Here is a 26,506-nt window from a genome sequence, read left to right on the forward strand (position 1 = left end):
CTTGGCAGCATTATCGAGTGTTTTAGCAAGCTATATTGAACAGCTATTTACTGCGCATGGGAAAGAGTCACCTAAATTGGCGTAAACCCAAATTAGAATGTGGGAGAAATACAGACGTTGAACGCTAAACAGCAAGCAGGACAGCCAGTTATTCGTTTATCTGGCATCAGTAAAAGTTTTGATGGTAAAGAAATCATCAGCAAATTAAATCTGGATGTAAATCATGGCGAGTTTCTGACGATCCTCGGCCCATCTGGTTGTGGTAAGACGACAGTTTTACGCATGATCGCCGGCTTTGAAACGGTAGATAATGGTCAGATTTTACTGGATAACCAAGATGTAACTCAGGTTCCTGCTGAGCAAAGACACGTCAATACCGTATTTCAAAGCTATGCGTTATTCCCTCATATGACTGTTTTCGACAACGTTGCTTTCGGTCTTCGTATGCAGAAAACGCCTTCTGCTGAAGTAGAGCCGCGCGTGATGGAAGCATTACGTATGGTTCGCTTGGACGATATGGCGCAACGCAAGCCTCATCAGCTTTCTGGTGGCCAGCAGCAACGTATTGCAATCGCTCGCGCAGTTGTAAATAAACCAAAAGTTCTCCTGCTGGACGAGTCCCTATCCGCTCTGGATTACAAATTACGTAAACAGATGCAGATCGAACTTAAACAGTTGCAGCGTCAACTTGGAATCACCTTTATATTCGTTACGCATGATCAGGAAGAAGCACTGTCAATGTCGGATCGAATTATCGTGATGCGCGATGGCGTTATCGAGCAGGACGGTTCTCCGCGTGAAATTTACGAAGAGCCTAAAAACCTGTTTGTCGCTCGCTTTATCGGCGAGATCAACGTCTTCAATGCCACTATGCTGGAACGTATTGATGAAAAACGTATCCGCGCTGAAATTGACGGTGTTGATTCAGTGGTCTACTACGATGAAGAAGCGCAAGCTGGCGATAAGCTACAAGTACTACTGCGCCCTGAAGATTTACGTATCGAAGAAATCAAAGAGTCTGAAGAAAAAGGCATTGTTGGTCATGTGGTAGAGCGTACCTATAAAGGTATGACACTCGACTCTGTAATCGAACTCGATTCAGGCATGCGTGTAATGGTAAGCGAATTCTTTAACGAAGATGATCCGGATGTGGACCACTCACTCGGCCAGAAAGTCGCTATCACTTGGGTTGAGAGCTGGGAGGTAGTACTCAATGATCAGCAAGAAGATTAATCTTCAGAACGCAATCATTACGCTAATTGTCGGTTGGTTAACACTGTTTGTGTTGGTACCGAACCTTATGATTATCGGTACCAGTTTCTTAACGCGTGATGAAGCTAATTTAATTGAGTTAACATTCACGCTGGATAACTATGTTCGCTTGTTCGATCCATTGTACGCAAAAGTGCTGATGCACTCTTTCTATATGGCGATCATTGCGACATTACTGTGTTTAGTGATTGGTTATCCGTTTGCGTATATTATTGCGAAAATGCCTGAGAAATGGCGTCCTTTCATGCTGTTTTTGGTGATTGTCCCTTTCTGGACAAACTCTTTGATTCGCACTTACGGATTGAAAATTGTTCTTGGTACTCAAGGCATTTTGAACAAATCACTGATGGCGATGGAAATAATAGATAAGCCATTACGCCTGATGTATACCGAAACAGCAGTTATGATTGGCCTCGTTTACATTCTGTTGCCATTTATGATTCTGCCGCTTTACTCGGCTATCGAAAAGCTAGACAACACCTACATCGAGGCTGCAAAAGATCTTGGCGCGAACAAGTTGCAAACCATGACTAAAGTTATTCTGCCTTTGACAATGCCTGGCATCATCGGTGGTTGCTTACTGGTTCTTCTGCCGGCACTCGGTATGTTCTACATCTCTGACCTTCTGGGCGGAGCAAAGAACCTGCTGATTGGTAACGTCATTAAGAGTCAAGTATTGAATGCGCGTGACTGGCCATTTGGGGCAGCAACCAGTATTGCTCTCACCATCGCCATGGCAATCATGCTGTACGCTTACTACAGAGCGGGTAAGTTATTGAATAAGAAAGTGGAGCTAGACTAATGGGACGCACAGTTAGATTTAGCTTTATGGCTCTGGTATACGCATTTTTGTACCTGCCAATCATCGTGCTTATCGTAAACTCTTTTAATGCCAATAAGTTCGGCATGAAATGGGGTGGCTTTACCACTAAATGGTACGAAACCTTAGTTAACAACGACAGCCTTATGCAGGCTGCGTGGCACTCAATCAACGTTGCAGTGTTTTCTGCCACAGCTGCTACTATTATTGGTAGTTTGACGGCAGTAGCCCTATTCCGTTACTCCTTTAAAGGAAAAGGTTTAGTTAATGGCATGCTGTTTGTTGTAATGATGTCACCAGACATTGTGATGGCGATTTCGTTGTTGGCACTATTCTTAGTGTTGGGTGCACAGCTAGGTTTCCTGACGTTGTTAATTGCACACATCACATTCTGTTTACCATTTGTAGTGGTTACAGTGTACAGCCGTTTAAATGGCTTTGATGTGAAAATGCTGGAAGCAGCAAAAGACCTGGGCGCAAGTGAATGGGTTATCTTGAAAAAGATCATCCTGCCATTAGCGAAACCTGCAGTTGCTGCAGGCTGGTTATTAAGCTTTACCCTATCACTGGACGATGTGATTATCAGCTCGTTCGTGACAGGCCCAACATACGAAATTCTACCGTTGAAGATTTATTCAATGGTGAAAGTGGGCATTTCACCGGAAGTGAATGCTCTGGCAACGGTTATGCTGATCGTTTCTTTGGTTCTTGTAGTGATTTCTCAGTTGCTTGCAAGAGAAAAAGTAAAATAAACATCGTATCCGTTCAATCACGAGACAGAATGGTTACATGCCATTCTGTTTTTCTATCTACCGTCCAAATGAATTGGACAACGTTTGGTTTGGAGCTAACGTCAATGAAAAAATGGGCTACTTTATTAGCTGGTAGTGCATGTGCGCTTTCTCTGTTCTCGGGTTCAGCGGCAGCGGACGATAACGAATTGGTATTTATGAACTGGGGTCCTTACATCAACAGTAATATCCTTGAGCAATTTACCAAAGAAACTGGTATCAAAGTGATCTACTCAACATACGAGTCAAATGAAACTTTGTATGCAAAGCTAAAAACTCATAACCAAGGTTACGACTTAGTAGTGCCTTCAACTTACTTCGTAGCGAAAATGCGCGATGAAGGTATGCTACAGAAGATCGACAAGTCGAAGCTGAAAAACTTCGATAACCTTGACCAGAACTATCTGGACAAGCCATTCGATCCAAATAACGACTACTCTATCCCACACGTTGTTGCGATTACTGGTCTGGCTGTGAACACAGACATGTACGATCCAAACGACTTCCAAAGCTGGGCTGACCTGTGGAAACCTGAGCTTGAAGGTCAGGTTATGCTAATGGACGACACACGTGAAGTGTTCCACATTGCATTGCGTAAACTTGGTTACTCTGGTAACTCAACGGATCCAAAACAAATTGACGAAGCGTATGCAGAGCTACAAAAGCTAATGCCTAACGTGTTGGTATTTAACTCTGACAACCCGGGCGCTCCATACATGTCTGGTGAAGTTGGTGTAGGTATGCTTTGGAACGGTAGTGCTGCAGCTGCACAAAACGAAGGTCTTAACCTTAAGCTGGTATTTCCTAAAGAAGGTGGTATCGGTTGGGTAGATAACTTCGCTATCTCTTCTGGCGCGAAAAACGTAGACGCGGCGCATAAGATGATTGATTTCTTGCTACGCCCAGAAATTGCAGAGCAAATCTCTCGTGATACTGGTTACCTGACAGCGGTGAAAGCATCTAACGACAAGTTCAAAGACGTAGAGCCACTGTTCCCGTCTCAAGAAGATCTTGACCGCGTTGAATGGCAAGACGCAGTTGGTGACCTAACAGTGAAGTACGAAGGTTACTTCCTTAAGCTTAAAGCAGGTCAGTAATCCAATTTGTCTAAGACAATTACCCTAAGTTAAAATAGGCAGCAATCGCTGCCTATTTTTATAATTGACTGATATAATTATACCTTGCTACGTTTATTTGGCCCGGCTCGTAACATTTCGATGTAATGAGTATCATCTAACTAAATAGACAGAATTGTACTTAATGCAATTTGGCTCACCTCAATAATTACCACTAGTATTGATTTGTCCAATCGCTAAACAAAACGGAAATCTAATGAAAAGTAAATTCTACGCAAGCGCTCTATGTGCAGCGACTCTGTTCGCTACTCCAGCAATAGCGGCTGATCAAGAACTGTATTTCTACAATTGGTCTGAATACATTCCAAACGAAGTTCTTGAAGACTTTACAAAAGAAACTGGAATCAAAGTTATTTACTCAACGTACGAGTCTAATGAAAGCATGTACGCAAAATTAAAAACGCAGGGTTCTGGTTACGACCTGGTAGTACCGTCTACCTACTTCGTATCTAAAATGCGTAAAGAAAACATGCTTCAGCAGATCGACAAAGAGAAGTTGCCCCATTTTGCAGATATCGATCCTAACTTCTTAAATAAACCATTTGATCCGAGCAACAACTACTCTATCCCATACATCTGGGGGGCGACGGGTATTGGTATTAATTCTGATATGCTGGACAAATCGTCTGTCACTAAATGGGACGATTTCTGGGATAGTAAATGGGAAGGTCAGCTAATGCTTATGGATGACTCTCGTGAAGTATTCCATATCGCGTTAACTAAGCTTGGCTACTCACCGAATACAACCAACCCAGATGAAATTAAAGCAGCTTACGAAGAGTTGAAAAAGCTAATGCCAAATGTGTTGGTATTTAACTCTGACTTCCCTGCAAACCCATACCTGGCAGGTGAAGTTTCACTTGGCATGCTTTGGAACGGCTCTGCATACATGGCTCGTGAAGAAGGTGCAAACATCGATATCATTTGGCCTGAGAAAGGGACTATTTTCTGGATGGATAGCCTGGCAATCCCTTCAGGTGCGAAGAACATCGAAGCGGCACATAAGATGATCGACTTCCTGCTTCGCCCAGAAAATGCAGCTAAGATTGCAATGGAGATTGGTTATCCGACTCCGGTCAAGACGGCATTTGATCTACTTCCGAAAGAATTTGTGAACGACCAAAGCATCTTCCCTCCACAAGAAGTTATGGACAGTGGAACTTGGCAAGATGAAGTTGGTGAAGCTAGCGTTCTGTACGATGAGTACTTCCAGAAGCTGAAAGTAAACAACTAATCGTTTCGATATAAAGTAAAAGCGGCCAATCGCCGCTTTTATTATTTTTGAAGAGACAAACTGTGAAAGCCCTAAGCTCTCGCCTTACCTTCTAGTTTCAATATTTCTTCTACCAGTTTTGGTACTTCTACACTTGCCTTACCGTAGCGTTTTTCTTCAAATTCACTTTCTATTGCACTTGGCTCAAGGTTAATTTCAATGGTATGCGCGCCATGCATTTTTGCATCATGCACAAATCCGGCCGCTGGATAAACGACACCAGAAGTGCCGATGGAAATAAATAAATCAGCCTCTTCCAGGGCTTCATAAATATCTCCCATACGCAGAGGCATTTCACCGAACCAAACAATATGAGGACGCATCTGAGACGGAATTTGGCAGCAATGGCAAAGCTCACCGGTTTTAATGTCATCACTATGTTCAATCACCTGATGTGATTCACTGCACCGAGCTTTTAGCAGTTCACCATGCATGTGTATAACATTGTGACTACCACCTCTTTCATGTAGGTTGTCGATGTTCTGCGTAATCACCGTCACTTTGCCGTCTATTTCGGCTTCGAGGCGACCTAATGCTATATGTGCAGCATTCGGCTGAATTGACTCGTCTTGGAGCTTTCTACGACGCTGATTATAAAATTCCTGAACAAGATCCGGATTGCGATCAAACCCTTCTGGAGTCGCCACATCTTCAATACGGTGGTTCTCCCAAAGTCCATCTTGAGCGCGAAATGTTTGAATGCCGGACTCCGCTGAGATACCCGCCCCAGTTAGTACTACGATGTTTCTGTATGGGAAATTCATAACTGATCCTTGTCGTTCTTTTTCACTAGCTTAACACTGAAACCCTATATGCAGTAGTACTATGGATTAGACCATGGTAGTAGTTGCCGTTATTAGAATTAGTTTTTGAGAGGGAAAACAATGAGGGGTGTATCTTTATCTCTTATCTTGCTGAGCACTTTGGCAGGTTGTCAGCTAACTCACGTAGAAGGTGAATTTGACGACGTTCGAGTGAAAGTCAGTACCAATGATGATGACCGACATAGTAAAGGAAATGGTAACTTTTGCCCTCCGGGTCAGGCTAAGAAAGGGAATTGCTAAAAGAGCGGCTTGAAGCCGCTCTTTTAAGTTGCGCTAGTCTTCGTTAGTCGAGGATATTTTATGTATAGCTAAATCCGCTCCATTGAACTCGTCTTCTTCTGATAGTCTGATACCTGTAGCTGCGTTAATTGCACCATACACAGCTAACGCCCCCAAAACAGCAATGGAGATACCTAGCAGAGTACCCATAATCTGCACAACAAGGCTTACTCCACCCATGCCACCCAATGCACTTTGTCCGAAGATGCCAGCTGCAATACCACCCCATGCACCGCAAATACCGTGCAGAGGCCATACACCTAGCACATCATCGATCTTGGTCTTGTTTTGCAGGTAAGTAAACAAATAGACAAACAGTACACCTGCAATTGCACCAGTAATCAGTGCACCGATAGGATGCATAAGGTCAGAGCCTGCACACACCGCTACTAAGCCCGCTAAAGGACCATTATGAATAAAACCAGGGTCATTTTTACCCGCGATAAGTGATGCAATAATGCCACCTACCATCGCCATCAGAGAGTTCATAGCAACAAGGCCGCTAATACCGGATATTGCTTGCGCAGACATGACGTTAAAGCCAAACCAGCCAACACATAGAATCCATGCACCCAATGCTAAGAACGGGATGTTTGATGGCGCAAAGTTAGTGTGCTTACCTGCACGAACACGACCTTTGCGCATCCCTAAGAAAATAACAGCCACGAGTGCAATCCAACCACCGACACCATGTACAACCACAGAGCCGGCAAAATCATGGAAACCAAAACCAAAACTCTCTGCGAACCAGTCTTGAACGCCATAATTACCATTCCAGATAATGCCCTCAAATAGCGGATAAACGACACCAACGGTAAAAAATGTCGCGATAAGAATCGGATAAAAACGAGCGCGCTCGGCAATGCCGCCAGAAACAATTGCAGGAATAGCTGCAGCAAAGGTCAGCAAGAAAAAGAACTTAACTAATTCGTAGCCATTACCTTGAGACAGAGTCTCTGCATCCGCAAAGAAAGTACCGCCGTAAGCGACCCAATAACCGATAAAAAAGTAAGCAATGGCAGAAACACCAAAATCAGCCAATATTTTAACCAGCGCGTTAACCTGGTTTTTTTGGCGTACCGTTCCCACTTCCAGAAACGCGAAACCAGAGTGCATCAAAAACACCATGATGGCACCTAATAGTAAAAATAGAGTATCGGAACTTTGTGTGAGAGTTTGTACAGCGCCGTGTACTTGATCGGCAGTTACACTCATTATGATTGTCTCCGTAAACGTGTAGCGCACTTATCCTGTGCAATAAGAAATAACCATCACCATATTGGTGAATCGAATTTGTAAAACGTCTAGGAGAGCAAATATTGTTCCAAAGAATGTCAATTACACACTTTAAATTTAACTAATTGATTTTATTCAATTAAACCAAATGTGCTTATATAGACAGTATGTATATAACCAGACTTTCGCACCAAACTGGGACGCATTGCACCATATTAAAACGCACTGCTTTTGTTAATTAAATGTAGCTCAGGCATATACAGCGACGACAAACGCACCACCTAAGTGCATATGGGATTGGTAACTCCTCTAAACGAAAAAAACCGCCAGAAAAGGCGGTTTTATTTAGTAGAACTTCTCTTGCTAGAGGTTTGGGGTAACTGAAGGGCGATGCGGTTTATTGTTGCGTAACTGGTGCATCCCCTGGAACATACGCATTAACCAGACAATTATCGCAACAGCTGCAAAGAACATTCCGATATAAGGAATGATATGAGCAATGTTATCTAGTAGTGTGCTTTTTACCCAATAGTCACTAACGCCGACTAACACTCCGTTAGAGGTTGCTACCGTTACGATCAAGACAACAAAGAACGTCAGATACAAGAAGAAAGTACGGATTAACCCATAGTAATGTGAGTTAACAACCTCACTATCCTCTCCTTTATCCAAACGATATCCAGCATAGATGATTGCGACAATCCCAGAGATCAAAAACGTAAACGGGGTGAAACAGCTCAGGATATATGCAACCCAAATCCCGTTATGATGTTTGTTCATTCGCTTTCGCTCCTTTGCCATCTTCTACCTGTGCTTTATGCTCCTCTCCCATTGCCTGCTGAGATTTCACCTCTTCGTACCAAAGATCGTGATGCTCTTTAGCCCAGGTCTCATCAACTTCACCTGTGACCATACCCTCTAGCGCACCTTCCATACCGAACAGACCAATATAGATGTGGAAGACAAATCCACAAATAAGAATCAGCGCTGATATTGCATGGATGAGGTTGGACAATTCCATATCACGGCGAGTTTGATCGAAGATAGGGAAATCCAAAACCAAACCACTCGCAGCCGTGATTGCACCGACGAAAATCAACAGCCAGTAAACTGCTTTTTCACCTCCGTTGGAGAATCCCGCTGAAGGGTGAGTACCTTTGTGCTTACCGACCATGCCACCCATTTTCATAAACCAACGTACGTCGGTCATATTCGGGATAGATTTACGCCACCACTTAAGCAAGATCAGAATGAGTAAGATAAAGAACAGCGGCCCCATGTAATTGTGATACTGCTTGGCCAACATCACGATAAAGCCCCAGAACTCTGTTGGTACATACGGTTTAAGGAAATGCTTACCGTAAACCAGCATTAATCCGCTGAATGCAAGCGTTAAAAAGGTAAACGCCATAGACCAGTGAAGAGCTCGATCCAAACGAGACCAACGTTTCATGGTTTTGCCCGTACGCGGCTTACTCAACATCAGCGGCCCTACAAAGATATAAGCCAACACGACCAACGCAATGCTACCGAAAATAGCAATCGCACCGGCTGGTGACATCCATTTTTCTTTGAGAATGTACCAAGTCTCTCCAGGTTTACTGATTAGCACACCATGCTCTGCCGATTGGGATGTGGTGTACCCCGACTCCCCTTGCCTGAGTTGACGCCAGAAATCCGCACCTGCAAGTTGCGTCATCTCCTGCTGTGCCACTTCAGAAGCTTTATCTTCTGCAGAAGCTGGTATAGAGAAAGTCAGCAGTAATGCTGTCATTATTGACAGCATTACCAGAGACGCACGTTTAAGTGTGTTTAACATGAGCCTCTCCTTACTTAGCTTTTTGTTGCATCGTAAGAAAGATCATTTCCGTCTGTCCAACCTGCATTCTTAGCGCCACGCTCTACCACACGCTGACGGAAAATATCGGACACCTTGTTTGCGTCACCTGCTAACAGAGCTTTTGTTGAACATAGTTCTGCACACATAGGTAGTTTGCCTTCAGAAATGCGGTTTGCACCGTATTTTAAACGCTCCTCTTCTGAACCTGACTCAGTCTCCGGCCCACCGGCACAGAAGGTACATTTATCCATTTTGCCACGCTCGCCAAACGCTTCCTGTTTAGGGAACTGAGGTGCACCAAATGGACAGGCAAACAGACAATACCCACAACCGATACAAAGATCTTTGTTGTGAAGTACAATGCCATCTTCTGTATGCTCAAAGCAATCTGCCGGACAAACTGCCATACAAGGCGCGTCAGTACAGTGCATACAAGCGACAGAAATTGAGTTCTCACCCGCTTCACCATCATTAAGGGTGACAACGCGGCGGCGCTGAATACCCCACTCAAGAGCATCATCGTTTTCGTTCTTACATGCAGTAACACAGCCGTTACACTCGATACAGCGTTTGGTGTCACATAGAAATTTCATTCGTGCCATTTTCAGACTCCTTACGCTTTACGAATGTTACATAGAGTTACTTTGGTTTCCTGCATTAAGGTAACCGGATCGTAACCGTACGTGGTTGCTGTGTTTGCAGATTCACCACTAACATAAGGCTGTGTGCCTTCAGGGTATTTAGGGCGAAGATCTTTACCTTCAAATTCACCACCAAAGTGGAACGGAATGAAGGCCAACCCTGGTTTAACACGACGTGTTACCATCGCTTTAACCTTAATACGTCCCTTCTCTGCACCTTCAACCCAAACATCATCACCGTCTTTGAAGCCAAGGTCATTTGCGTCTTTAGGGTTCACTTCTACAAACATCTCTTGTTGAAGTTCTGCAAGCCAAGGGTTTGAACGTGTTTCGTCACCACCACCTTCGTACTCAACTAAGCGTCCGGAAGTAAGAACTATCGGGTACTCACCGGATTTATCCTGATCCTGAATTGACTTGTACAGCGTCGGAACACGGAAAATCGCGTCTTTGTCGTCCCATGTTGGATAATCAGTGACAAGGTCACGTCTTGGTGTGTATAGAGGCTCACGATGAAGCGGTACACGGTCTGGGAAAGTCCAGACAATCGCTCGCGCTTTCGCGTTACCAAATGGCATACAGCCGTGTGCAATTGCTACGCGCTGAATACCGCCGGATAAGTCGGTTTTCCAGTTTTTACCCTCAGCGGCAACTTTCTCTTCCGCAGTCAGGTCATCCCACCATCCAAGCTGCTTGATTAGCTTATCAGTAAACTCTGGATAGCCATCTTTGATGTCGCTTCCTTTCGAGTAGCTGTCTTCAGCCAGAAGGCTCTTACCCTCAAACTCCACACCAAAGCGCGTACGGAAAGTACCGCCACCTTCAGCAACCGTCTTAGAGGTATCGTACAGAATGTGAGTGCCAGGGTGAGCCATTTCTGGAGTGCCCCAACACGGCCAAGGTAGACCGTAGGTCTCGCCATTGATTGGACCACCTTCCGCCTCAAGCGTGGTTTTGTGGAATGTATGCCAGTTTTGCTGATGCGCTTTAAGACGCTCTGGGCTTTGACCTGTGTAACCGATAGTCCACATGCCTTTGTTGAACTCACGGGTAAGATCTTCAATCAAAGGTTGGTTATTTTCTACACTGATGTTTTTGAACAGTACGTCATCGAAACCAAGTTTTTTCGATAGCAGGTACATGATTTCATGGTCAGGTTTCGACTCAAATAATGGTTCAATAACCTGATCACGCCATTGCAGAGAACGGTTTGAAGCAGTAACACTACCGTAAGTTTCAAACTGAGTCGTCGCCGGCAACAGGTATACGCCATCAGTACGATCGTTCATTACCGCGGCAACGGTCGGATAAGGATCGACGATGACCATCATATCCAGTTTTTCCATCGCCTTTTTCATCTCAACACCACGGGTTTGAGAGTTTACGGCGTGTCCCCAATAGAACATAGCGCGGATGTTTTCACGCTGACGAATGTTGTCTTTGTTTTCTAAAACACCATCAATCCAACGAGATACTGGAATACCGGCACTGTTCATTGGTTTCTGACCACCATACTCGGTGTCATCAAAACGTGCTTTGATCCACTCGTAGTCGATGTCCCAAACTTTTGCCCAGTGACGCCAAGAACCTTCTGCCAATCCGTAATAGCCTGGTAGCGTATCAGCAAGAACACCAAGGTCAGTTGCACCCTGCACGTTATCATGGCCACGGAAAATGTTCGCACCGCCACCGGATTTACCGATGTTGCCCAGTGCAAGTTCCAGAACACAGTATGCACGGGTATTGTTGTTACCAGTGGTGTGCTGAGTACCACCCATACACCAGATAACACAACCCGGACGGTTTTCAGATAGCAGTTTAGCTGTTTGGTAAACGTCTTCTTCACTGACACCACTAACGCGTTCAACTTCAGACGGTGTCCACTTCGCGACTTCAGCACGGATTTCGTCCATACCAAATACACGCTGACGAATAAACTCTTTGTCTTCCCACTCATTTTCAAAAATGTGCCATAACACGCCCCAGATGAATGCAACGTCAGAACCTGGGCGTAGAGATACATAGTGATCGGCTTTTGCTGCTGTGCGCGTACGACGAGGATCAGCAACAACGATCTTACAATTGCTTTTCTCTTTAGCGATAAGAATGTGCTGCATCGCTACAGGGTGAGCTTCGGCAGGGTTAGAACCAATAAACAGCATCGATTTTGAATTATGCATGTCATTGAAAGAGTTCGTCATTGCACCGTAACCCCATGTGTTTGCTACACCGGCTACGGTTGTTGAGTGACAAATACGCGCCTGGTGGTCAACGTTATTCGTGCCCCAAAGTGACGCCATTTTACGGAACAAGTACGCCTGCTCATTACTGTGCTTCGCACTACCTAAGAAATAAACCGAATCAGGACCTGACTCTTTACGAATATCGAGCACCTTATTACCGATTTCTTCAATCGCTTCGTCCCAAGACAGCTTTTTCCACTTACCGTTTTCCAGTTTCATCGGGTATTTCAGGCGACGTTCACCGTGGCCGTGTTCACGCAGTGCCGCACCTTTAGCACAGTGTCCACCAGCGTTAAACGGGTGGTCGAAAGCAGGCTCCTGGCCTGTCCAGACACCGTTTTGTACTTCAGCATAAATACCGCAGCCCACCGAGCAGTGAGAGCAGATCGTACGCTTCACTTCGGTTTTTGCATCAGGGTCTACCGCTTTAGCTTGTGCTTTTTTCATCATGCCCGGTGCAAACAGACTCGCACCGACCACTGCGCCACCAGCGGCGATTGATGTGTTTTTCATGAACGCACGGCGTGATACACCAAGCTGATTAGTTTCTTTGCTCACACTGTCGGAGCGTTTGACAAGTTTCATCCTTTATCTCCTATAGTGTGTCGTAGTAATCACGAATGTGCTGAGTTTCACGATAGCCTTTCGTCTTCTCATCTTTTTCTGAAGACACTGCCGATTCTGCAGCATTGGCCACTTTTGTGGTTCCAGCTACGACTGCACCTGCTACGGCAGCGGTTGTGAAGCCTTTCAATAGCTCCCTGCGGCTTGGGTTTATTACTTTGTTATCTTTCATCATTGCTTCCTTACCTTCCGGTAGATCTGAGGAGGTTCATGCCTCTCTATCGATATGATTAAGTACTGCTCGATTAGTCGTAATCGGTGACGTTTTTCACATCAATTTTTAATTTGGCTTTACTGCTTTTGGTATTCTCACTGAATCGAACTTGTTCCAGCGTTAAAAATGCCTCACAAAGTTGTGCGACTGGTTTATAAAAATCTGCGCTCTCAGCATTTACCAGCTGATGATTAAACGCGCTAAACCAAGGTGAAATATGTTTGTTAAACACGGCTTGTTGCAGCCTTTCCTCTTCACTTGTGAGCATGGACATCACTTCACAAAGTGCGGAAATATGATCTTCTGGCTCCTTAACGTTTTCTTCACGTTCAATGCCTAACAATTCAAGATCGTGGCGAATATCTGCTAGTGGTTTTTCCATCATGGAGCCAGTTCGATGCCATGATGCAAAGGGTAAAACTTCACCACGGCCGATACCGATGAAAAGATTCTGATATTCGTCATCAAGCGCTTCACGTTCAGCTTGAACAGCGGCTTGCCTAACTGAGATCCATGCTTGTTGCATCGCACTTACTGAAGGTTCAACCTCCAGTGTCTTAAGAAAATCCAACATTTCTTCACTAGGTGCACTGCGGAAAAGTGCCGATAGAATCAGATAAATTTCAGTTCTCAGTGTCTGCTCTTGCTGTTTTTCCACCGTAGGCTCCTAATATTTAAGTTGTTTTAATGGATCATTAGCCATCGACTCGAACATATCGACAACACGGCAGTCTTCACACATAGCGATACGGTTGATAGCGGCTTCGTCTGAGAAGTGAGAATGACCACGCAGTTTATTCTGCAACATATCGATCATGGATTTAGGCGCGAAAGGTTTATGACAACGTAGGCACTCCGCAGCCTTTTCCTCATGAATTACGACCGCTTTCTGACGTTCTTCTTTCACCCAGTTCATACGTGGTGACAAAGTAAGAACGTTTTCAGGACATGCCTTCTCACATAAGCCACATTGAACACAGTCTTGCTCAACAAACTTAAGTGACGGAGATTTTCCATCGGTATGCAGGGCGCGAGTCGGACATACCGCTACACAACTCATGCACAACGTACAGTCTTTGCTTTCACAAGAAACAGAACCGTATGGCGCATTGACTGGTAGTTCGACAATGTTGTCGACAGGAATACGTGAAGCAGACAGTGCATCCAAAGCGGTAAATAATCGCTGACGTTTATTACCCTGTAACTCACCTAACGCTAAGTCGAATGAATCTGTACATATTGTTGGCGCGCCCTCACGGAGTGACTCCAGATACAGAATATCGATAGTTTCTTTTGCGATACCCAGTTGCGCTAGCAGCTCTTGAGCAATACCAACTTCACTGTTCAATACTCTCAGAATGGTTGGCGGCATAAAACGCGAGGCAGCAAACAGAACTTGAGTAGCGCCATTGACCAGTGCCGCAAACCAGGTATCAATACCAATTGAAGGCAGTTCCTCTACTACAATCGGAATGATATTCTCTGGCAGAGCTTTAAGTGCCATTACGTTGTATGTCTCATGACGTGAACTGCAAATCAGGACGATAGGATCGACGCCACCTGCTTTCTCATAATTAGCCAGCGTACGTTCGATGAATTTTTGCGTATCTTCAGGATCTGGAAGCGCATAGTGAATAGCTTCAGTAGGACAAGCGGTTGCACAGGTACCAACGCCCTGGCAAAGATATGGATTTATCTCAATACGATGTCCTGTTTTGTCACTGCCTTCACTGGATAATGCCCCTGCCGGACAGGCATCTACGCAACGCTCGCAGCCTTTAACGCCTCGCGAACTGTGCGCACATAAATCCGTATTCAAGCGGAAGAATTTTGGTTTATCGAATGTACCCATAAGCGTTGGTATCTCTTCCAGCGCTTCTGCTAATTTTGGATAACCTCGCCCTACCGGATAGTAGCCAGGTACTGGTACCTCTTCAGACATACAACTGTTAAGGCACAGGTCAAGAACGACATCAAAACAATCACTATTGATGGCAATTTTCGCAAGATTGTTCACCGAGCCATTATTTTCGATAAAAACTTCAAAAGTACCCAGGAACCCTGAGACCTGAACAGAGTTGGCATAATACAGTTCTGAGTTGGTGCCCGTCGCTCCATCTGTAGAGAGCAGCGTAAGGCTATTCATTTGTGGTAATTGAGCTGCTGCGCTTTCTATTATTGCTGTCGGACCAACAATTAACGTATTACCACAGCTCTCGTAACTCACCGTTGGCGGAATTAAATTTGTTAACTCAACAGTATTTTCAAACGCATATAACCTTGCTTCACCGTTTTTACTGGACGTCGTTTGCTTTAATAATTGTTTCAACATGCTTGTTTCCATTAGTTAACATGGATAATTGTCCATCTTTCATTGTAGTTAGCGCCGTAGATTTTGCTGATTAAACTATAAATGAGCTCTTGTTTTGGGAGCTCGACACAGAACCTAAAGCCAAGGCTTCCGGCTGAAACATACAATCAGTTGGTATTGACAACCAAATAGCAAAGGATGTGCCAACTTAAAAATTCAATCAATTCATGCATTTAAATTAAATCAGGATGATTTTGGTCAATAAAAAAGCCGAGCGAGACAATTTGTCCCACTCGGCTCATTGAGTGTTTAGTCAAAATGTACCTATTTTTGATCTGGTCTATTTTGTCCTATCAGTTCAGGGGCTGTATTTAATTCCGAAGTATCCGTATTAGTGGTAACTGTATTTTCATACAGTTCGTTATCAGGTTCGGGGATTTCTTTACCTTCCCGTGCAGAATCGATAAGACCTTTGCTCTCTGGTTCGTCTTCAGCCTGAATGGCATGCCGTTCTTGCACTTGTTCTTCTTCAGATTTGTCTTTTATCCAATCACGCAGTGTATCAGCCACCCCTTCAGAGAGTGATTTCAGATTACTGTAATCGTCATCATAATCGTCCAAGCCATCCCGAACATTAAACTCTTCGGATAAGAACAACTTGCGTAACGCAGCTTTTTTTACACTTTCGGATGCTTCTGAGACCAGTAAACTCGCTATCGACATCTCTTCCGTGTTTTCCACTTTAGAGGATGGATCTGATTCAGTATCAACAGCTGGAGTTGAATCTTCAACCTGCACGGCTTGAGGATGACTATCTTCAAGAATCAACTCAGGATCGTTAGTTAGCTGCTCTTCGTCTTGCTGGCCCAAGGTTCGCTCTAGTTTACGTTGCGACCAGCGGTTTAAAAAAGAACTAGTTGCCATTTGATCGACCCGCACCCTTACGTTTCTTACGTTTTATTTCTAACATTTCTCCGTGACGCCCGATGAAAGCCTCCATCCATGCCTGGACAGGTAAAGGCATGTTATTAGACAAGACCAGGTTATCACTATCCATATACCGCGCAGCGACAGCTTGTGATGCGGTAATTAGCTGTATAACTGGTTTTTCAACGGAGTCGAGGTTATCCATAACAAGGAAGAGTTTTGGGTTTTGGGAGCTAAGATTAAATCGATAATCTGTTCGCTCATCTCTGTGAAGTTGCAGCAGGCATACATCCGGCGTGTCCTCATTCGGGACAAGCTGAAAACCTGTTAACTGCCATTGGGTAGTAACCCAAATTCCTGTTGCAATTTCGTGCTCAACCAGCTCTACACCAATCGGCCACGAATCCTCTGTCTTCTCGTATTGGTTTTTAATTTCTTTAATATTGTGTGACATAACTCATCCAATTCACTTCTCTTAGTCTTGTGGCAACAAAGATATTGTGACCTTTTGTTTTGAATCTGCTTTAGACAATTTAGCTTTAGTAAGCAATAAACACGCCAGGGCAATTTGATGTATAGCGCTATAATCCCTCTATTATCAAATTAGTTGATAATTAAGTTTATTAAAGTGCCATTGATGCGAACTCTGAGCTTTTACTCCGATTTGAGTCAAAGGTTCACATTTTTTGTCTCAACCACTATGTTGGAATGAGATTTGCTGTACAAAATGAGTAAAACTTAGAAAATCTTTGCGGAGTTCATTACTCCCTCACTGATTAGGACAAGCATGTGCTAAAACCAAATATTATTAAAACCAGTGAAAATCCCCTGCAGACTATCGAAGTAGACGTATACGATGAGTACGGAGAGAAACTGACCAAGCAAATCGCTTGTGAGCGTCCTCTTACCGTTATGTTGAACTGGAAGGAAGTTGTTACTCTGATGACGCTTGGCTCACGACCAGAAGCGTTAGTATTGGGTTATTTGAAAAACCAAAGCTTCTTGTCTGATGCAGAAGCAATTGAATCAGTGATTATTGATTGGGAAACGCACTCTGCCGCGGTTATCACCCAAGAAAACATTGAACACCTTGAAGGTGCTTTGAAGAAGAAAACTGTAACGTCAGGTTGTGGTCAGGGCACCATGTACGGCAACGTAATGAAGCAGCTGGAAGATTACCAAGTGCCTCAAGTACCGCTTAAACAATCAGAAATCTACGCCGCACTTGAAGCATTAACTCATTACAACGACACCTATAAAAAAGCGGGTGCGGTGCATGGCTGTGCGGTGTGTAAAGGTAACCAAGTACTTTCGTTCGTAGAAGATGTAGGTCGTCACAATGCAGTTGATACACTTGCCGGTGAAATGTGGCTCAACCAGGAAACAGGCGAAGATAAGATATTCTATACTACCGGTCGCCTTACATCTGAGATGGTAATAAAAGTCGCCCAAATGGGTATCCCTGTTTTGCTGTCCCGATCCGGCGTGACTCAAATGGGTTTGGACCTAGCGAAAAAGTTTGGCATTACCACTATCGCCAGGGCGAAAGGCTTACGCTTCCAGGTCTTTACTGGCGCAGAGAAAATTGACTTTGACGTAAAAGGCAGTTATTAACAAATCACTAAGTCGTCAGATGAGTTAGACTTAAAGCATCATAGGGATTCACAAAGGACGTGAACAATGGACATTGACCAGCTATGGAGTTTTTTGCTTACGCCAAGCGGCATTCTGGTTTCGATGATAATTACCTTCGGCGTTGTCGGTATTTACGCTTATCTGACCGGTCAGTTCAAAGATTAGAGACAGAAAAAAGACCTCGTAATGAGGTCTTTTTTGTTTTGAAAAATTCACTTCAGTGGCGGTATTAGCCGTCAATACCACGTGATTTAAGGAACTCAGAGTAAGTTCCTTTAAAGTCCGTGATTTTACCATCACGAATTTCAAGAATACGGGTTGCAAGAGAGTCTACAAACACACGGTCATGAGATACGAAGAACAGTGTCCCTTTGTATTGCTCAAGCGCTGTGTTCAATGATTCAATAGACTCCATATCCATATGGTTGGTTGGTTCATCCATCAGCAGCATGTTTGGTTTGTGCATCATCAGTTTGCCAAGCAGCATACGACCTTGCTCACCACCAGACAGTACTTTAACCGATTTTTTGATATCATCCTGACCAAACAGCATACGACCCAGGAAGCTACGAACCACTTGCTCGTCATCGCCTTCTTGACGCCATTGCCCCATCCAGTCGGTTAAGTTCATGTCTTCTGCAAAGTCATGAGCGTGGTCTTGCGCGTAGTAACCGATGTTTGAGTTTTCAGACCATTTGTAAGTACCCGTGCGCGGTTCTAGAACGCCAGCTAAAGTGTTTAACAGCGTTGTTTTACCCACACCGTTCTCACCGATGATTGCTACACGTTCACCTACTTCAAAAATCGCATCGAAGTTAGCGAACAGATCATCTTCAAAGCCTTGGCTCAGATTTTCAACAATCAGAGCATTACGGAACAGCTCTTTAGACTGTTCAAAACGAATGAATGGGTTTTGACGGCTAGACGCTTTAACTTCGTCCAACTTAATCTTATCGATTTGCTTAGCACGAGACGTCGCTTGTTTTGCTTTTGAAGCGTTTGCAGAGAAACGCGCAACGAATGTTTGCAGTTCAGCAATTTGTGCTTTCTTCTTCGCGTTGTCATTAAGCAGACGCTCACGAGCTTGAGAAGCCGCAGTCATGTACTCGTCATAGTTACCTGGGTAAACGCGCAGTTCACCATAATCTAGGTCAGCCATATGAGTACAAACTGAGTTTAGGAAGTGACGGTCGTGCGAAATGATGATCATTGTGCAGTTACGTGCGTTTAGCGTGTCTTCCAACCAACGGATAGTATCCATATCCAAGTTGTTGGTCGGTTCGTCAAGTAGCATGATGTCTGGGTCTGCAAACAATACCTGAGCAAGAAGAACACGAAGTTTCCAGCCTGGTGCAACTTCGCTCATTAGGCCAAAGTGCTGCTCCATTGGAATACCTACCGCCAGAAGAAGCTCACCCGCTTTTGCTTCTGCCATGTAACCGTCCATTTCGGCAAACTGAACTTCAAGATCAGCCACTTTCATACCGTCTTCTTCACTCATTTCAGCAAGCGAGTAAATACGGTCGCGTTCTTTTTTAACTTCCCAAAGTTCTTTATGACCCATGATTACCGTATCGATAACGGTGAATTCTTCATATGCGAACTGATCCTGGTTCAGCTTAGCGACACGCTCATTTGGGTCGTAGCTTACGTTACCACTTGTCTGTTCAAGCTCACCGCTTAGGATTTTCATAAAGGTTGATTTACCACAACCGTTAGCGCCAATTAAGCCATAACGGTTACCTTCACCGAACTTAACTGAAATGTTTTCGAATAGCGGCTTAGCGCCGAATTGTTGAGTAATATTCGCTGTGGAGATCAAAACCTTTACCTTAGCAATTAGAGTGTATTTAGGGAAAAACCGGGCAACGGTACTTGTTAAGGCTACACACTGCAAGTGTTGTTTTTATGAATTAATCAGAAACTTTGTTTTCAGATGTATGAAAAGCGAGGTTCAAACACCATGTCCTTCAGCTTGCCGGGTATTGAGTTCCCGTTAAAATAGAAAAGGCCAGTGACAATACTGACCTTTTCAACTCTCGTTTAAAGCGAATTATGCAATGTTCATAACTTCTAGCATTAACTCTGCTTTATTTGGTAGGTAAATACTGAAAACACTGCCTTTTCCAAGTTCAGACTCTACCTTCAGCTCTCCGCCAGTCTGGCTGAGAATACTTTGTGAAACCGAAAGTCCTAAGCCAGTACCTTCTCGTTTGGTTGTGTAGAACGGAGAGAAGATACGGCCGATGTTTTCTGGCTTGATACCACAACCTTCGTCCGCAACGTGAATCACAGCGCCTTTGACCTCCCCGTCTTCCATCCAATCTTCACTGGTAACGACTAATTTTCCTTTTCCGTTCATGGCATGGATAGCATTCATTTGTAAATTAACCAAGATCTGCAATAGTTGGTGGCGGTTAATCTCCACCGATGTATGAGCCTGGAGATCGGTAACAAACTCAATATCTCGCTTTTTGCTTCCCGTTTTTACCAGTGTAATGCTTTCATCAATAACCGGATTCACATGCTGCCAGGTAATTTCATCCTGGATACCGCCCTGTCGGCTGTACTGTAATAAGCTCCGGGTGATGTTTCTGATTCGATCGATTTGCGTATGAATAGCATCGATTTCTTCTTGTACCCGATCCGCATCCTCGCCAAGCTCAAAATGAATCAGTTCAATATTTCCAAGAATAACGGCCGTTGGGTTGTTAATCTCGTGTGCAATTCCTGCGGTTAATTCCCCAAGTGCAGACAATTTTTCATGAACGACAAGTTTATCCCTTGTCTGATTGAGTAACTGAATGTGCATTTCAAGTTCTTCGGTTTTTTCTCTCAGGCTAGCGGTACGCTCCTGAACTTTACATTCGAGCTGTGCGGCGGCGGTCTTAAGTTCACGCTTACGCTCCTGAAGTGCATCGAGCATATTGTCGAACTGCTTTGCCAGCTGAGCCAGTTCATGATCATCATCAAGCCCCAGTGGACCGATACGTTTTTCTTTGCCTAATTGAACCAGTTTTACCACTTTATGAATACGTTCAATTGGTCTGAACAAATCACGAGAACCGCGGTATACCATTGCACCTGAAACCAATAAAAGCATCACCGTTACCAGACTGATTTCAGCGATGTTAGTCATGTACGCTTTTACAAATGGCCACATCAGGTAACCTGTGTAGATCATTCCAATTACGTTATCGTACTGGTCTTTAATCGGCTGATAAGCCGTTATATACCAAGCATCGTACACGTATGCGCGGCCTACCCATTGCTCACCTCCTGCAAGTACTTGCTCTGAGACTTCGCTACTTACTTTCGTACCAATAGCGCGCCCTGAACGGTGGTCGCTATTCAAAGGAACATTAGTGCTGACTCGTAAATCCGAGAGAAAGAGAGTCAATGTGCCAACGGGACGCAATCGATCATTATCGTTTGGGTAAATAAGATCACGAATTTGATCCACCAGTACCGTGCTGTTGTTAAGAAGCAATCCGCCATCCAAGAAACCAATCAAGTCATTAAATCGACTGTAGACAGGTATAACAGTACGACTCACCAATCCGTTCGTTTCTACATCAGACTCTTGCGTAGCACCTTGCGCGGCAATCGCTACTTCTGCTCGTTTAGCAAGCTCCGGTTCAAGTTGTTCCAGCTCTTCTTTACTTAATACATCAAAGAAAGATTCCCGCTTAGTTAAATCCATAAAGCGGAATTTGTTTTCAATTGAATTAACGTGTTTAAAAGACAGGAAATCCAATCCATACCGGCGTTTCTGCTCTGTTACCCAGTCTTGCAGTTCATCGATTGGTAAATTCTGATTAATGCGGATACGAAAGTCATAGGAGTCAGCAAAAGATCTAACGTAGTTCGCTTGCTTCTGTTGCAGCAGTTCGACACTGTTTTCGGCAACCCCCAGGCGTTCTGACACATCCTGAAGGGTGTTTTGCCACGTGTATTGAATGGACCAATAGATAGTGATACCGATCAAAGCAAGCAAAGTCATAAAAATTGGCGCAGATGTCAGAATCAGTAAACGGTAACGCACCATGTTTTAAACCGGTGTGTCCATTTAGACAGTCCAATATGTTGGTGCCATTTAGTCGGCATATTCCTCTTCCTCTGCATCCCACTCTTTATATTTGCGCTCTAACGTTTTGCGCGCGACTCCCAGGTCACGAGCCGCTGCAGATTTGTTACCGTCATGCAGGCTAACGACTTGCTGAATGTGGGCTTTTTCCACGGCTTTTAGTGTCCAGTCATTTGGGTAACCTTCACCAGAAGTCTCAACATTCTCTTCGAACTTTTCGACTTCGTTTGTCCTCGAAATCGTCATAGCGGAATGTTGTAACGTACGACCACCGTTGATTTCATTCCAATAATGCGCTGGTGGCTTTCCGAGTAAAATACAACGCTCAATCAGGTTTTTTAGTTCTCGGATATTACCGGGCCAATCGTATTCGCCCATTGCCTGCATATCTTCATGTGCCCACTTAAGCGCAGGCATACCTAGTTCGCGGGTTAACATGCTACTGAAGAAAGGAACCAGTTCAAAAAGATCTTGTTTACGCTCACGTAACGGACACACTTCAATTTTGAGGACATTTAGACGATAAAAGAGATCCCTGCGGAAGTTACCCTGGTTAACCTCTTCTTGCAGATTTCGGTTTGTTGCTGCTACAACACGGACATCAATACTGATCTCTTTTTCAGAACCAACTGGCCGAATAGTTCTTTGTTCTAACACGCGTAACAGTGACGCTTGCATTGATAGCGGCATTTCACCTATCTCATCCAAGAATAGCGTGCCGCCATTTGCTACGCGGAACAGTCCTTCTCGTGATTTCTTCGCTCCGGTAAAAGCGCCCGCAGTATGACCAAACAGTTCACTTTCCAGGAGTTCTGGTGCAATCGCGCCACAGTTAATCGGAACAAACGGCCCGCTTCTTCCACTTGCCTGATGGAGACCGCGTGCGACAAGCTCTTTACCTGTACCAGATTCCCCTTCAACCAAAACCGACGCACGTGACGGTGCAAATTGGGTAATGAGTAACTTAAGCTGGTTTGTCTTCTCCGAACTGCCTATGATTTCTGAACTGTTGTAACGCTGATAATCGCGCTTCATCGCATACTGCATTCGCTCGTTAAGCCGACGATCCATGCAGCGGATAACGGACTTCAGCATTTGTTCCAGATTGAAAGGTTTAAGAATAAAATCGGACGCACCGAGCTGTAGTGCACGAATGGCCGTTTCAAGGTCAGCGTAGCCAGTCATGAAAATCACATCTGCTCGCTTTTCCTCATCTTCGAATATTTCTTCCCACTCAATACCTGAACGACCGGGTAAGTTTATGTCTAGTAATATCAGATCATAGTGACGTGACTGACGAAGCTGTTCGGCATCTTCAATGCTGCCCGCCGTATCTACCTGAGAAAAAAGTTTTCCGAGCGCTTTCTTCAATATCGCTTGCATGCCAGTTTCGTCATCAACGACCAAAACCGAAAAAGCATTATATTGTTGGTTTGTACTAATATGGGATTGACCAGACATATTTACCCCAGATGGATTGAGATGGGACAGAGTGTACCAACACAGGACAGGCGCACCCCACTACAGATGAGACATTTTGTACCAACGTGTAAATTTATGCAAACAAGTCTATGAATTAACGTATAAATATACCCAAATGACTTCAAGATGCAGGATTCAGAGCGTTGTCACTGGCTCAAGTTCGAGGAAAATAACGCAGTGGAATAGCAAGCTCTTTCCAAGTTATTTGACGCTGAAATTGTGTCAGTGACACGCTCCCAAAGGGCGAGTTGCCTTGGCTCACAGCCTTTGTTAACGATTTTTAATTTAGAACTACTAGATCTTCAAATCGTTGCCGTGCCTGTAAACCAAGTCATTCTCGCTGAACCTAGCATCTTGAGGTTATTTGGGTATAAACATATTACACTTACAAATTGTTGGCATTTTATTTGCTTTTAGAGGGGCGAGTCATCGGAATCATTCGTCTACTATAGTATCAACGTATCAGAAGCCGAATCATCATTGGAAAGGAAACAAACTAAAATGAAAAAAATTGCGCTAACGTTGGCTGCAACGTCAATAACGCTAGTAAGCTACTCCGCTTTTTCCGCTCAAGATGGCGAACATATTCGCCTGGCAACCACTACCAGTACCTACCACTCTGGCCTGCTTGATTACCTACTCCCTCAGTTTGAAAAAGATACCGGCTATAAAGTTGACATTATTGCTGCCGGCACAGGTAAAGCGCTGAAGATGGGTGAAAACGGTGATGTTGATTTGGTTATGACCCACGCGCCAAAGGCAGAAGGTTTATTCGTTGAGAAAGGCTACGGTGTCTTGCCACGCAAACTGATGTACAACGACTTTGTGATTGTCGGCCCGAAAAATGATCCAGCTGAAATCAAAGATGATGAAACTGTCCTCGCCGTGTTTAAAGAAATCGCAGATAAAAATGCGACATTCATTTCTCGTGGTGATGACTCAGGCACACATAAGAAAGAAATGGGCTTTTGGGCTCAGACAAAAATTGAACCAAACTTCGGTGGCTACCGCAGTGTAGGTCAAGGTATGGGTCCTACTCTTAACATGGCATCTGAGATGCAGGGTTACACAATGACAGACCGCGGCACTTGGCTGGCATACGAGAACAAGCTGGATCTTGAAATCTTGTTCCAAGGTGATGAAATGCTGTTTAACCCATATCAAGTGATCTTAGTTAATCCAGAGCGTTACCCTACGATCAATCATAAAGGCGCGAAAGTGTTCAGTGATTGGTTGGTCACATCACACGGTCAGGAGATGATTAACAGTTTCCGTCTTAATGGTAAGCAGTTATTTGTGGCCAACGCAGAGACTAAATAACGCAATATGAACCTTGCCGATACAACACTGGAAGCGCTAAGACTACTAGTCAACTTTGATGCTGAGCTTTGGGAGATCGTCGCAGTCTCCTTTAGCGTTTCTATCTCGGCGATATCGTTAGTGGTATCGCCGGCGATTTTAGCCTCTTTTGTTCTGGCTTATACAGACTTTCGTGGTAAATGGTTTTTGTTGTCGATAGTGAACACGCTTCAAGCTGTCCCTACCGTTGTTATTGGCTTGTTGCTGTACATGCTTTTGTCCCGAGCTGGCCCTTGGGGCGGTTGGCAGATGCTATTTACTCAAAAAGCGATGATATTCGGTCAAATGCTGATCTGTTTCCCAGTGTTGGTATCTATGATGCACGGTGCATTGCAGTCGAGCGATCGCCGTATGGTCGAAACATCAATTACTTTGGGTGTATCGCTTCCACGAGTTGCTGCCACTATGATCTGGGAAACTCGTTTCCCATTGCTTGCAGCAATCATTGCAGGATTTTCTCGCATAGTCACTGAAGTAGGCTGTTCTATGATGGTTGGCGGTAACATTATGGGCGTTACGCGCAATATACCGACCGCAATCGCAATGGAAAGCAGTAAAGGTGCTTTTGCGCAAGGCGTTGCATTAGGTATTGTATTACTATCGTTAGCGTTAGCGTTAAATTTCTTCTTATCCAGTATGAGAGGCAAAGGCTACCTCAGAACATGAAACGAGCCATTGAAGTGTCCTCGACTCTCTATAAAGGCGCATTATGACTATAAAAATCACCGCCAAGCAGTTGTCCATGCGTTTTAAAGAACGTGTGCTTTTTCATATTCCTGAGCTGGCAATTGGCCCGAACGATGCCATCTACCTAAAGGGAGATAATGGTGTCGGTAAAACTACTCTGCTTAAAATTCTCGCCGGGCTGTTAAAATCGTCAACCGGAGAAGTCATAGCGCCAAAAGATTCCTGGCTTAAGAAATGGACACGACGCAGCGGACGTGTTGATGTTATCTATCTTCACCAGTCCCCTTACCTATTTGATGGTTCCGTATATGAAAACGTTGTATATGGCGTAAAATATCAGCATGACACCGCAAAAGATAAGCGTGCTCAGGTGATAAACGCTTTGCGTATGGTCGGTTTAGAAACATTAGCTGACGAACACATCTCTGTTCTGTCTGGTGGTGAAAAACAGCGTGTAGCTATGGCGAGAGCCTGGATCTTAAGACCATCGATTTTATTAATGGATGAGCCGAGTGCATCATTGGACGTTGAATCCATCGAACGAATAGTCGCAATGGCTAAAGATCTTCTTGATCGCGGTTCCAGCATCGTAGTAACAAGCCATCAAACCAATGCGCTGACTGATTTATGTAAGAAACAGTGGTGGATTAAAGATAAGACGTTGATAGAGTCGCCACTGCTGTATGTCATACCTAAACACGCATCACATGAGAACTCATATACTTCAACAAAAACTAGCTAATTTAAATATTAACCTGTAGTCAGATATCGATTTTCTCGCCTTCATTAAGGCTGAGGTATGGTAATTCAGACAGCCTAATTACA

23 protein-coding genes and 1 pseudogene are annotated in these 26,506 nt (G+C 44.3%); 10 read left to right on the forward strand and 14 right to left on the reverse strand.

Going from position 1 to position 26,506, the window contains the following annotated elements; all coding sequences use genetic code 11:
* Positions 1–117: 117 nt before the first annotated feature.
* The 5 genes from potA (at position 118) to KHN79_RS07150 (ending at position 5,253) form a co-directional block, all read left to right on the forward strand.
* Positions 118–1,233 carry a spermidine/putrescine ABC transporter ATP-binding protein PotA gene (gene potA / locus KHN79_RS07130; RefSeq protein WP_244812540.1) on the forward strand — a complete coding sequence of 372 codons (1,116 nt, stop codon included), beginning with the start codon at positions 118–120 and terminating at the stop codon, positions 1,231–1,233.
* Positions 1,214–2,074 carry a spermidine/putrescine ABC transporter permease PotB gene (gene potB, locus KHN79_RS07135; RefSeq protein ID WP_182007806.1) on the forward strand — a complete coding sequence of 287 codons (861 nt, stop codon included), beginning with the start codon at positions 1,214–1,216 and terminating at the stop codon, positions 2,072–2,074. Before potA ends, potB begins: the two co-directional genes overlap by 20 nt.
* Complete coding sequence (gene potC / locus KHN79_RS07140) at positions 2,074–2,844, forward strand: spermidine/putrescine ABC transporter permease PotC (RefSeq protein WP_182007805.1); 771 nt, start codon at positions 2,074–2,076, stop codon at positions 2,842–2,844. Before potB ends, potC begins: the two co-directional genes overlap by 1 nt.
* Before the next feature lie 104 nt (positions 2,845–2,948).
* A complete protein-coding gene (locus KHN79_RS07145) occupies positions 2,949–3,980 on the forward strand; it encodes an extracellular solute-binding protein (protein ID WP_182007804.1) in 1,032 nt (343 codons plus the stop codon).
* Positions 3,981–4,215: 235 nt separating this feature from the next.
* Positions 4,216–5,253, forward strand: a complete 1,038-nt coding sequence (locus tag KHN79_RS07150; protein WP_182007803.1) for an extracellular solute-binding protein — start codon at positions 4,216–4,218, stop codon at positions 5,251–5,253.
* Positions 5,254–5,324: 71 nt separating this feature from the next.
* Here KHN79_RS07150 and cobB read toward each other — a convergent pair whose 3' ends face one another.
* Positions 5,325–6,056 (reverse strand): Sir2 family NAD+-dependent deacetylase, encoded by a 732-nt coding sequence (cobB, locus tag KHN79_RS07155; protein WP_182007802.1) that lies wholly within the window; start codon positions 6,054–6,056, stop codon positions 5,325–5,327.
* A gap of 120 nt (positions 6,057–6,176) precedes the next feature.
* Between cobB and KHN79_RS07160 the strand changes: the two genes are divergently transcribed.
* The gene (locus tag KHN79_RS07160) at positions 6,177–6,356 is read left to right on the forward strand and encodes a hypothetical protein (RefSeq protein WP_182007801.1); all 180 of its coding nucleotides are present in this window, start codon (positions 6,177–6,179) and stop codon (positions 6,354–6,356) included.
* A gap of 33 nt (positions 6,357–6,389) precedes the next feature.
* Here the strand turns inward: KHN79_RS07160 and KHN79_RS07165 are convergent, their stop codons facing one another.
* The 10 genes from KHN79_RS07165 to KHN79_RS07210 all read right to left on the reverse strand — a co-directional run bounded on the left by KHN79_RS07165 (position 6,390) and on the right by KHN79_RS07210 (position 16,885).
* Positions 6,390–7,610 (reverse strand): ammonium transporter, encoded by a 1,221-nt coding sequence (locus tag KHN79_RS07165; RefSeq protein WP_182007800.1) that lies wholly within the window; start codon positions 7,608–7,610, stop codon positions 6,390–6,392.
* A gap of 384 nt (positions 7,611–7,994) precedes the next feature.
* Positions 7,995–8,411, reverse strand: coding sequence for a hypothetical protein (locus KHN79_RS07170; protein WP_182007799.1), 417 nt, complete (start codon positions 8,409–8,411; stop codon positions 7,995–7,997).
* Entirely contained in the window at positions 8,395–9,450 is a 1,056-nt protein-coding gene (locus KHN79_RS07175) for a formate dehydrogenase subunit gamma (protein ID WP_182007798.1), read from the reverse strand. The genes KHN79_RS07170 and KHN79_RS07175 overlap by 17 nt, the downstream gene beginning before the upstream one ends.
* Positions 9,451–9,464: 14 nt before the next feature.
* Positions 9,465–10,073, reverse strand: a complete 609-nt coding sequence (gene fdh3B / locus KHN79_RS07180; RefSeq protein ID WP_182007797.1) for a formate dehydrogenase FDH3 subunit beta — start codon at positions 10,071–10,073, stop codon at positions 9,465–9,467.
* Between the two features lie 11 nt (positions 10,074–10,084).
* Positions 10,085–12,940 carry a formate dehydrogenase subunit alpha gene (locus KHN79_RS07185; protein ID WP_182007796.1) on the reverse strand — a complete coding sequence of 952 codons (2,856 nt, stop codon included), beginning with the start codon at positions 12,938–12,940 and terminating at the stop codon, positions 10,085–10,087.
* A 10-nt stretch (positions 12,941–12,950) separates the two neighbouring features.
* Complete coding sequence (locus tag KHN79_RS07190; RefSeq protein ID WP_182007795.1) at positions 12,951–13,151, reverse strand: twin-arginine translocation signal domain-containing protein; 201 nt, start codon at positions 13,149–13,151, stop codon at positions 12,951–12,953.
* A 73-nt stretch (positions 13,152–13,224) separates the two neighbouring features.
* Complete coding sequence (locus tag KHN79_RS07195) at positions 13,225–13,851, reverse strand: molecular chaperone TorD family protein (protein ID WP_182007794.1); 627 nt, start codon at positions 13,849–13,851, stop codon at positions 13,225–13,227.
* 9 nt (positions 13,852–13,860) lie between these two features.
* Positions 13,861–15,525 (reverse strand): 4Fe-4S dicluster domain-containing protein, encoded by a 1,665-nt coding sequence (locus KHN79_RS07200; RefSeq protein WP_182007793.1) that lies wholly within the window; start codon positions 15,523–15,525, stop codon positions 13,861–13,863.
* A 303-nt stretch (positions 15,526–15,828) separates the two neighbouring features.
* Positions 15,829–16,428: a DUF3306 domain-containing protein gene (locus KHN79_RS07205; RefSeq protein WP_182007792.1), complete on the reverse strand. Its 600-nt coding sequence runs from the start codon at positions 16,426–16,428 to the stop codon at positions 15,829–15,831.
* Positions 16,418–16,885 (reverse strand): DUF3305 domain-containing protein, encoded by a 468-nt coding sequence (locus tag KHN79_RS07210; RefSeq protein WP_182007791.1) that lies wholly within the window; start codon positions 16,883–16,885, stop codon positions 16,418–16,420. Before KHN79_RS07210 ends, KHN79_RS07205 begins: the two co-directional genes overlap by 11 nt.
* 335 nt (positions 16,886–17,220) lie before the next feature.
* On the opposite strand from KHN79_RS07210, the gene KHN79_RS07215 reads away from it, so the two are divergent.
* A complete protein-coding gene (locus tag KHN79_RS07215) occupies positions 17,221–18,045 on the forward strand; it encodes a formate dehydrogenase accessory sulfurtransferase FdhD (protein WP_182007790.1) in 825 nt (274 codons plus the stop codon).
* Between the two features lie 250 nt (positions 18,046–18,295).
* Here KHN79_RS07215 and KHN79_RS07220 read toward each other — a convergent pair whose 3' ends face one another.
* From KHN79_RS07220 to KHN79_RS07230, 3 genes and pseudogenes are all read right to left on the reverse strand, one after another.
* A complete protein-coding gene (locus KHN79_RS07220) occupies positions 18,296–19,888 on the reverse strand; it encodes an ABC-F family ATPase (protein WP_182007789.1) in 1,593 nt (530 codons plus the stop codon).
* Between the two features lie 231 nt (positions 19,889–20,119).
* Positions 20,120–22,173, reverse strand: a pseudogene (locus tag KHN79_RS07225) (cache domain-containing protein).
* On the reverse strand, positions 22,163–23,614 hold the full coding sequence (locus tag KHN79_RS07230; protein WP_182007787.1) for a sigma-54 dependent transcriptional regulator: 1,452 nt from the start codon (positions 23,612–23,614) through the stop codon (positions 22,163–22,165). Before KHN79_RS07230 ends, KHN79_RS07225 begins: the two are co-directional and overlap by 11 nt.
* Positions 23,615–24,136: 522 nt before the next feature.
* Between KHN79_RS07230 and KHN79_RS07235 the strand changes: the two genes are divergently transcribed.
* The 3 genes from KHN79_RS07235 to KHN79_RS07245 are packed head-to-tail and all read left to right on the forward strand — an operon-like array spanning position 24,137 to position 26,423.
* Entirely contained in the window at positions 24,137–24,955 is an 819-nt protein-coding gene (locus tag KHN79_RS07235; RefSeq protein ID WP_182007786.1) for a substrate-binding domain-containing protein, read from the forward strand.
* Between the two features lie 6 nt (positions 24,956–24,961).
* Positions 24,962–25,660, forward strand: a complete 699-nt coding sequence (locus KHN79_RS07240; protein ID WP_182007785.1) for an ABC transporter permease — start codon at positions 24,962–24,964, stop codon at positions 25,658–25,660.
* A 43-nt stretch (positions 25,661–25,703) separates the two neighbouring features.
* Positions 25,704–26,423, forward strand: a complete 720-nt coding sequence (locus KHN79_RS07245) for an energy-coupling factor ABC transporter ATP-binding protein (protein WP_182007784.1) — start codon at positions 25,704–25,706, stop codon at positions 26,421–26,423.
* Positions 26,424–26,506: the final 83 nt, after the last annotated feature.

It is taken from the genome of Vibrio sp. B1FLJ16, assembly GCF_905175385.1.
Classification (GTDB): Bacteria; Pseudomonadota; Gammaproteobacteria; order Enterobacterales; family Vibrionaceae; genus Vibrio.

Coding starts and splice junctions, on each gene's coding strand:
- potB (WP_182007806.1), top strand. CDS start 1,214: ATGATCAGCAAGAAGATTAATCTTCAGAACGCAATCATTACGCTAATT.
- potC (WP_182007805.1), top strand. CDS start 2,074: ATGGGACGCACAGTTAGATTTAGCTTTATGGCTCTGGTATACGCATTT.
- KHN79_RS07145 (WP_182007804.1), top strand. CDS start 2,949: ATGAAAAAATGGGCTACTTTATTAGCTGGTAGTGCATGTGCGCTTTCT.
- KHN79_RS07150 (WP_182007803.1), top strand. CDS start 4,216: ATGAAAAGTAAATTCTACGCAAGCGCTCTATGTGCAGCGACTCTGTTC.
- cobB (WP_182007802.1), bottom strand. CDS start 6,056: ATGAATTTCCCATACAGAAACATCGTAGTACTAACTGGGGCGGGTATC.
- KHN79_RS07160 (WP_182007801.1), top strand. CDS start 6,177: ATGAGGGGTGTATCTTTATCTCTTATCTTGCTGAGCACTTTGGCAGGT.
- KHN79_RS07165 (WP_182007800.1), bottom strand. CDS start 7,610: ATGAGTGTAACTGCCGATCAAGTACACGGCGCTGTACAAACTCTCACA.
- KHN79_RS07170 (WP_182007799.1), bottom strand. CDS start 8,411: ATGAACAAACATCATAACGGGATTTGGGTTGCATATATCCTGAGCTGT.
- KHN79_RS07175 (WP_182007798.1), bottom strand. CDS start 9,450: ATGTTAAACACACTTAAACGTGCGTCTCTGGTAATGCTGTCAATAATG.
- fdh3B (WP_182007797.1), bottom strand. CDS start 10,073: ATGGCACGAATGAAATTTCTATGTGACACCAAACGCTGTATCGAGTGT.
- KHN79_RS07185 (WP_182007796.1), bottom strand. CDS start 12,940: ATGAAACTTGTCAAACGCTCCGACAGTGTGAGCAAAGAAACTAATCAG.
- KHN79_RS07190 (WP_182007795.1), bottom strand. CDS start 13,151: ATGAAAGATAACAAAGTAATAAACCCAAGCCGCAGGGAGCTATTGAAA.
- KHN79_RS07200 (WP_182007793.1), bottom strand. CDS start 15,525: ATGTTGAAACAATTATTAAAGCAAACGACGTCCAGTAAAAACGGTGAA.
- KHN79_RS07205 (WP_182007792.1), bottom strand. CDS start 16,428: ATGGCAACTAGTTCTTTTTTAAACCGCTGGTCGCAACGTAAACTAGAG.
- KHN79_RS07210 (WP_182007791.1), bottom strand. CDS start 16,885: ATGTCACACAATATTAAAGAAATTAAAAACCAATACGAGAAGACAGAG.
- KHN79_RS07230 (WP_182007787.1), bottom strand. CDS start 23,614: ATGTCTGGTCAATCCCATATTAGTACAAACCAACAATATAATGCTTTT.
- KHN79_RS07235 (WP_182007786.1), top strand. CDS start 24,137: ATGAAAAAAATTGCGCTAACGTTGGCTGCAACGTCAATAACGCTAGTA.
- KHN79_RS07240 (WP_182007785.1), top strand. CDS start 24,962: ATGAACCTTGCCGATACAACACTGGAAGCGCTAAGACTACTAGTCAAC.
- KHN79_RS07245 (WP_182007784.1), top strand. CDS start 25,704: ATGACTATAAAAATCACCGCCAAGCAGTTGTCCATGCGTTTTAAAGAA.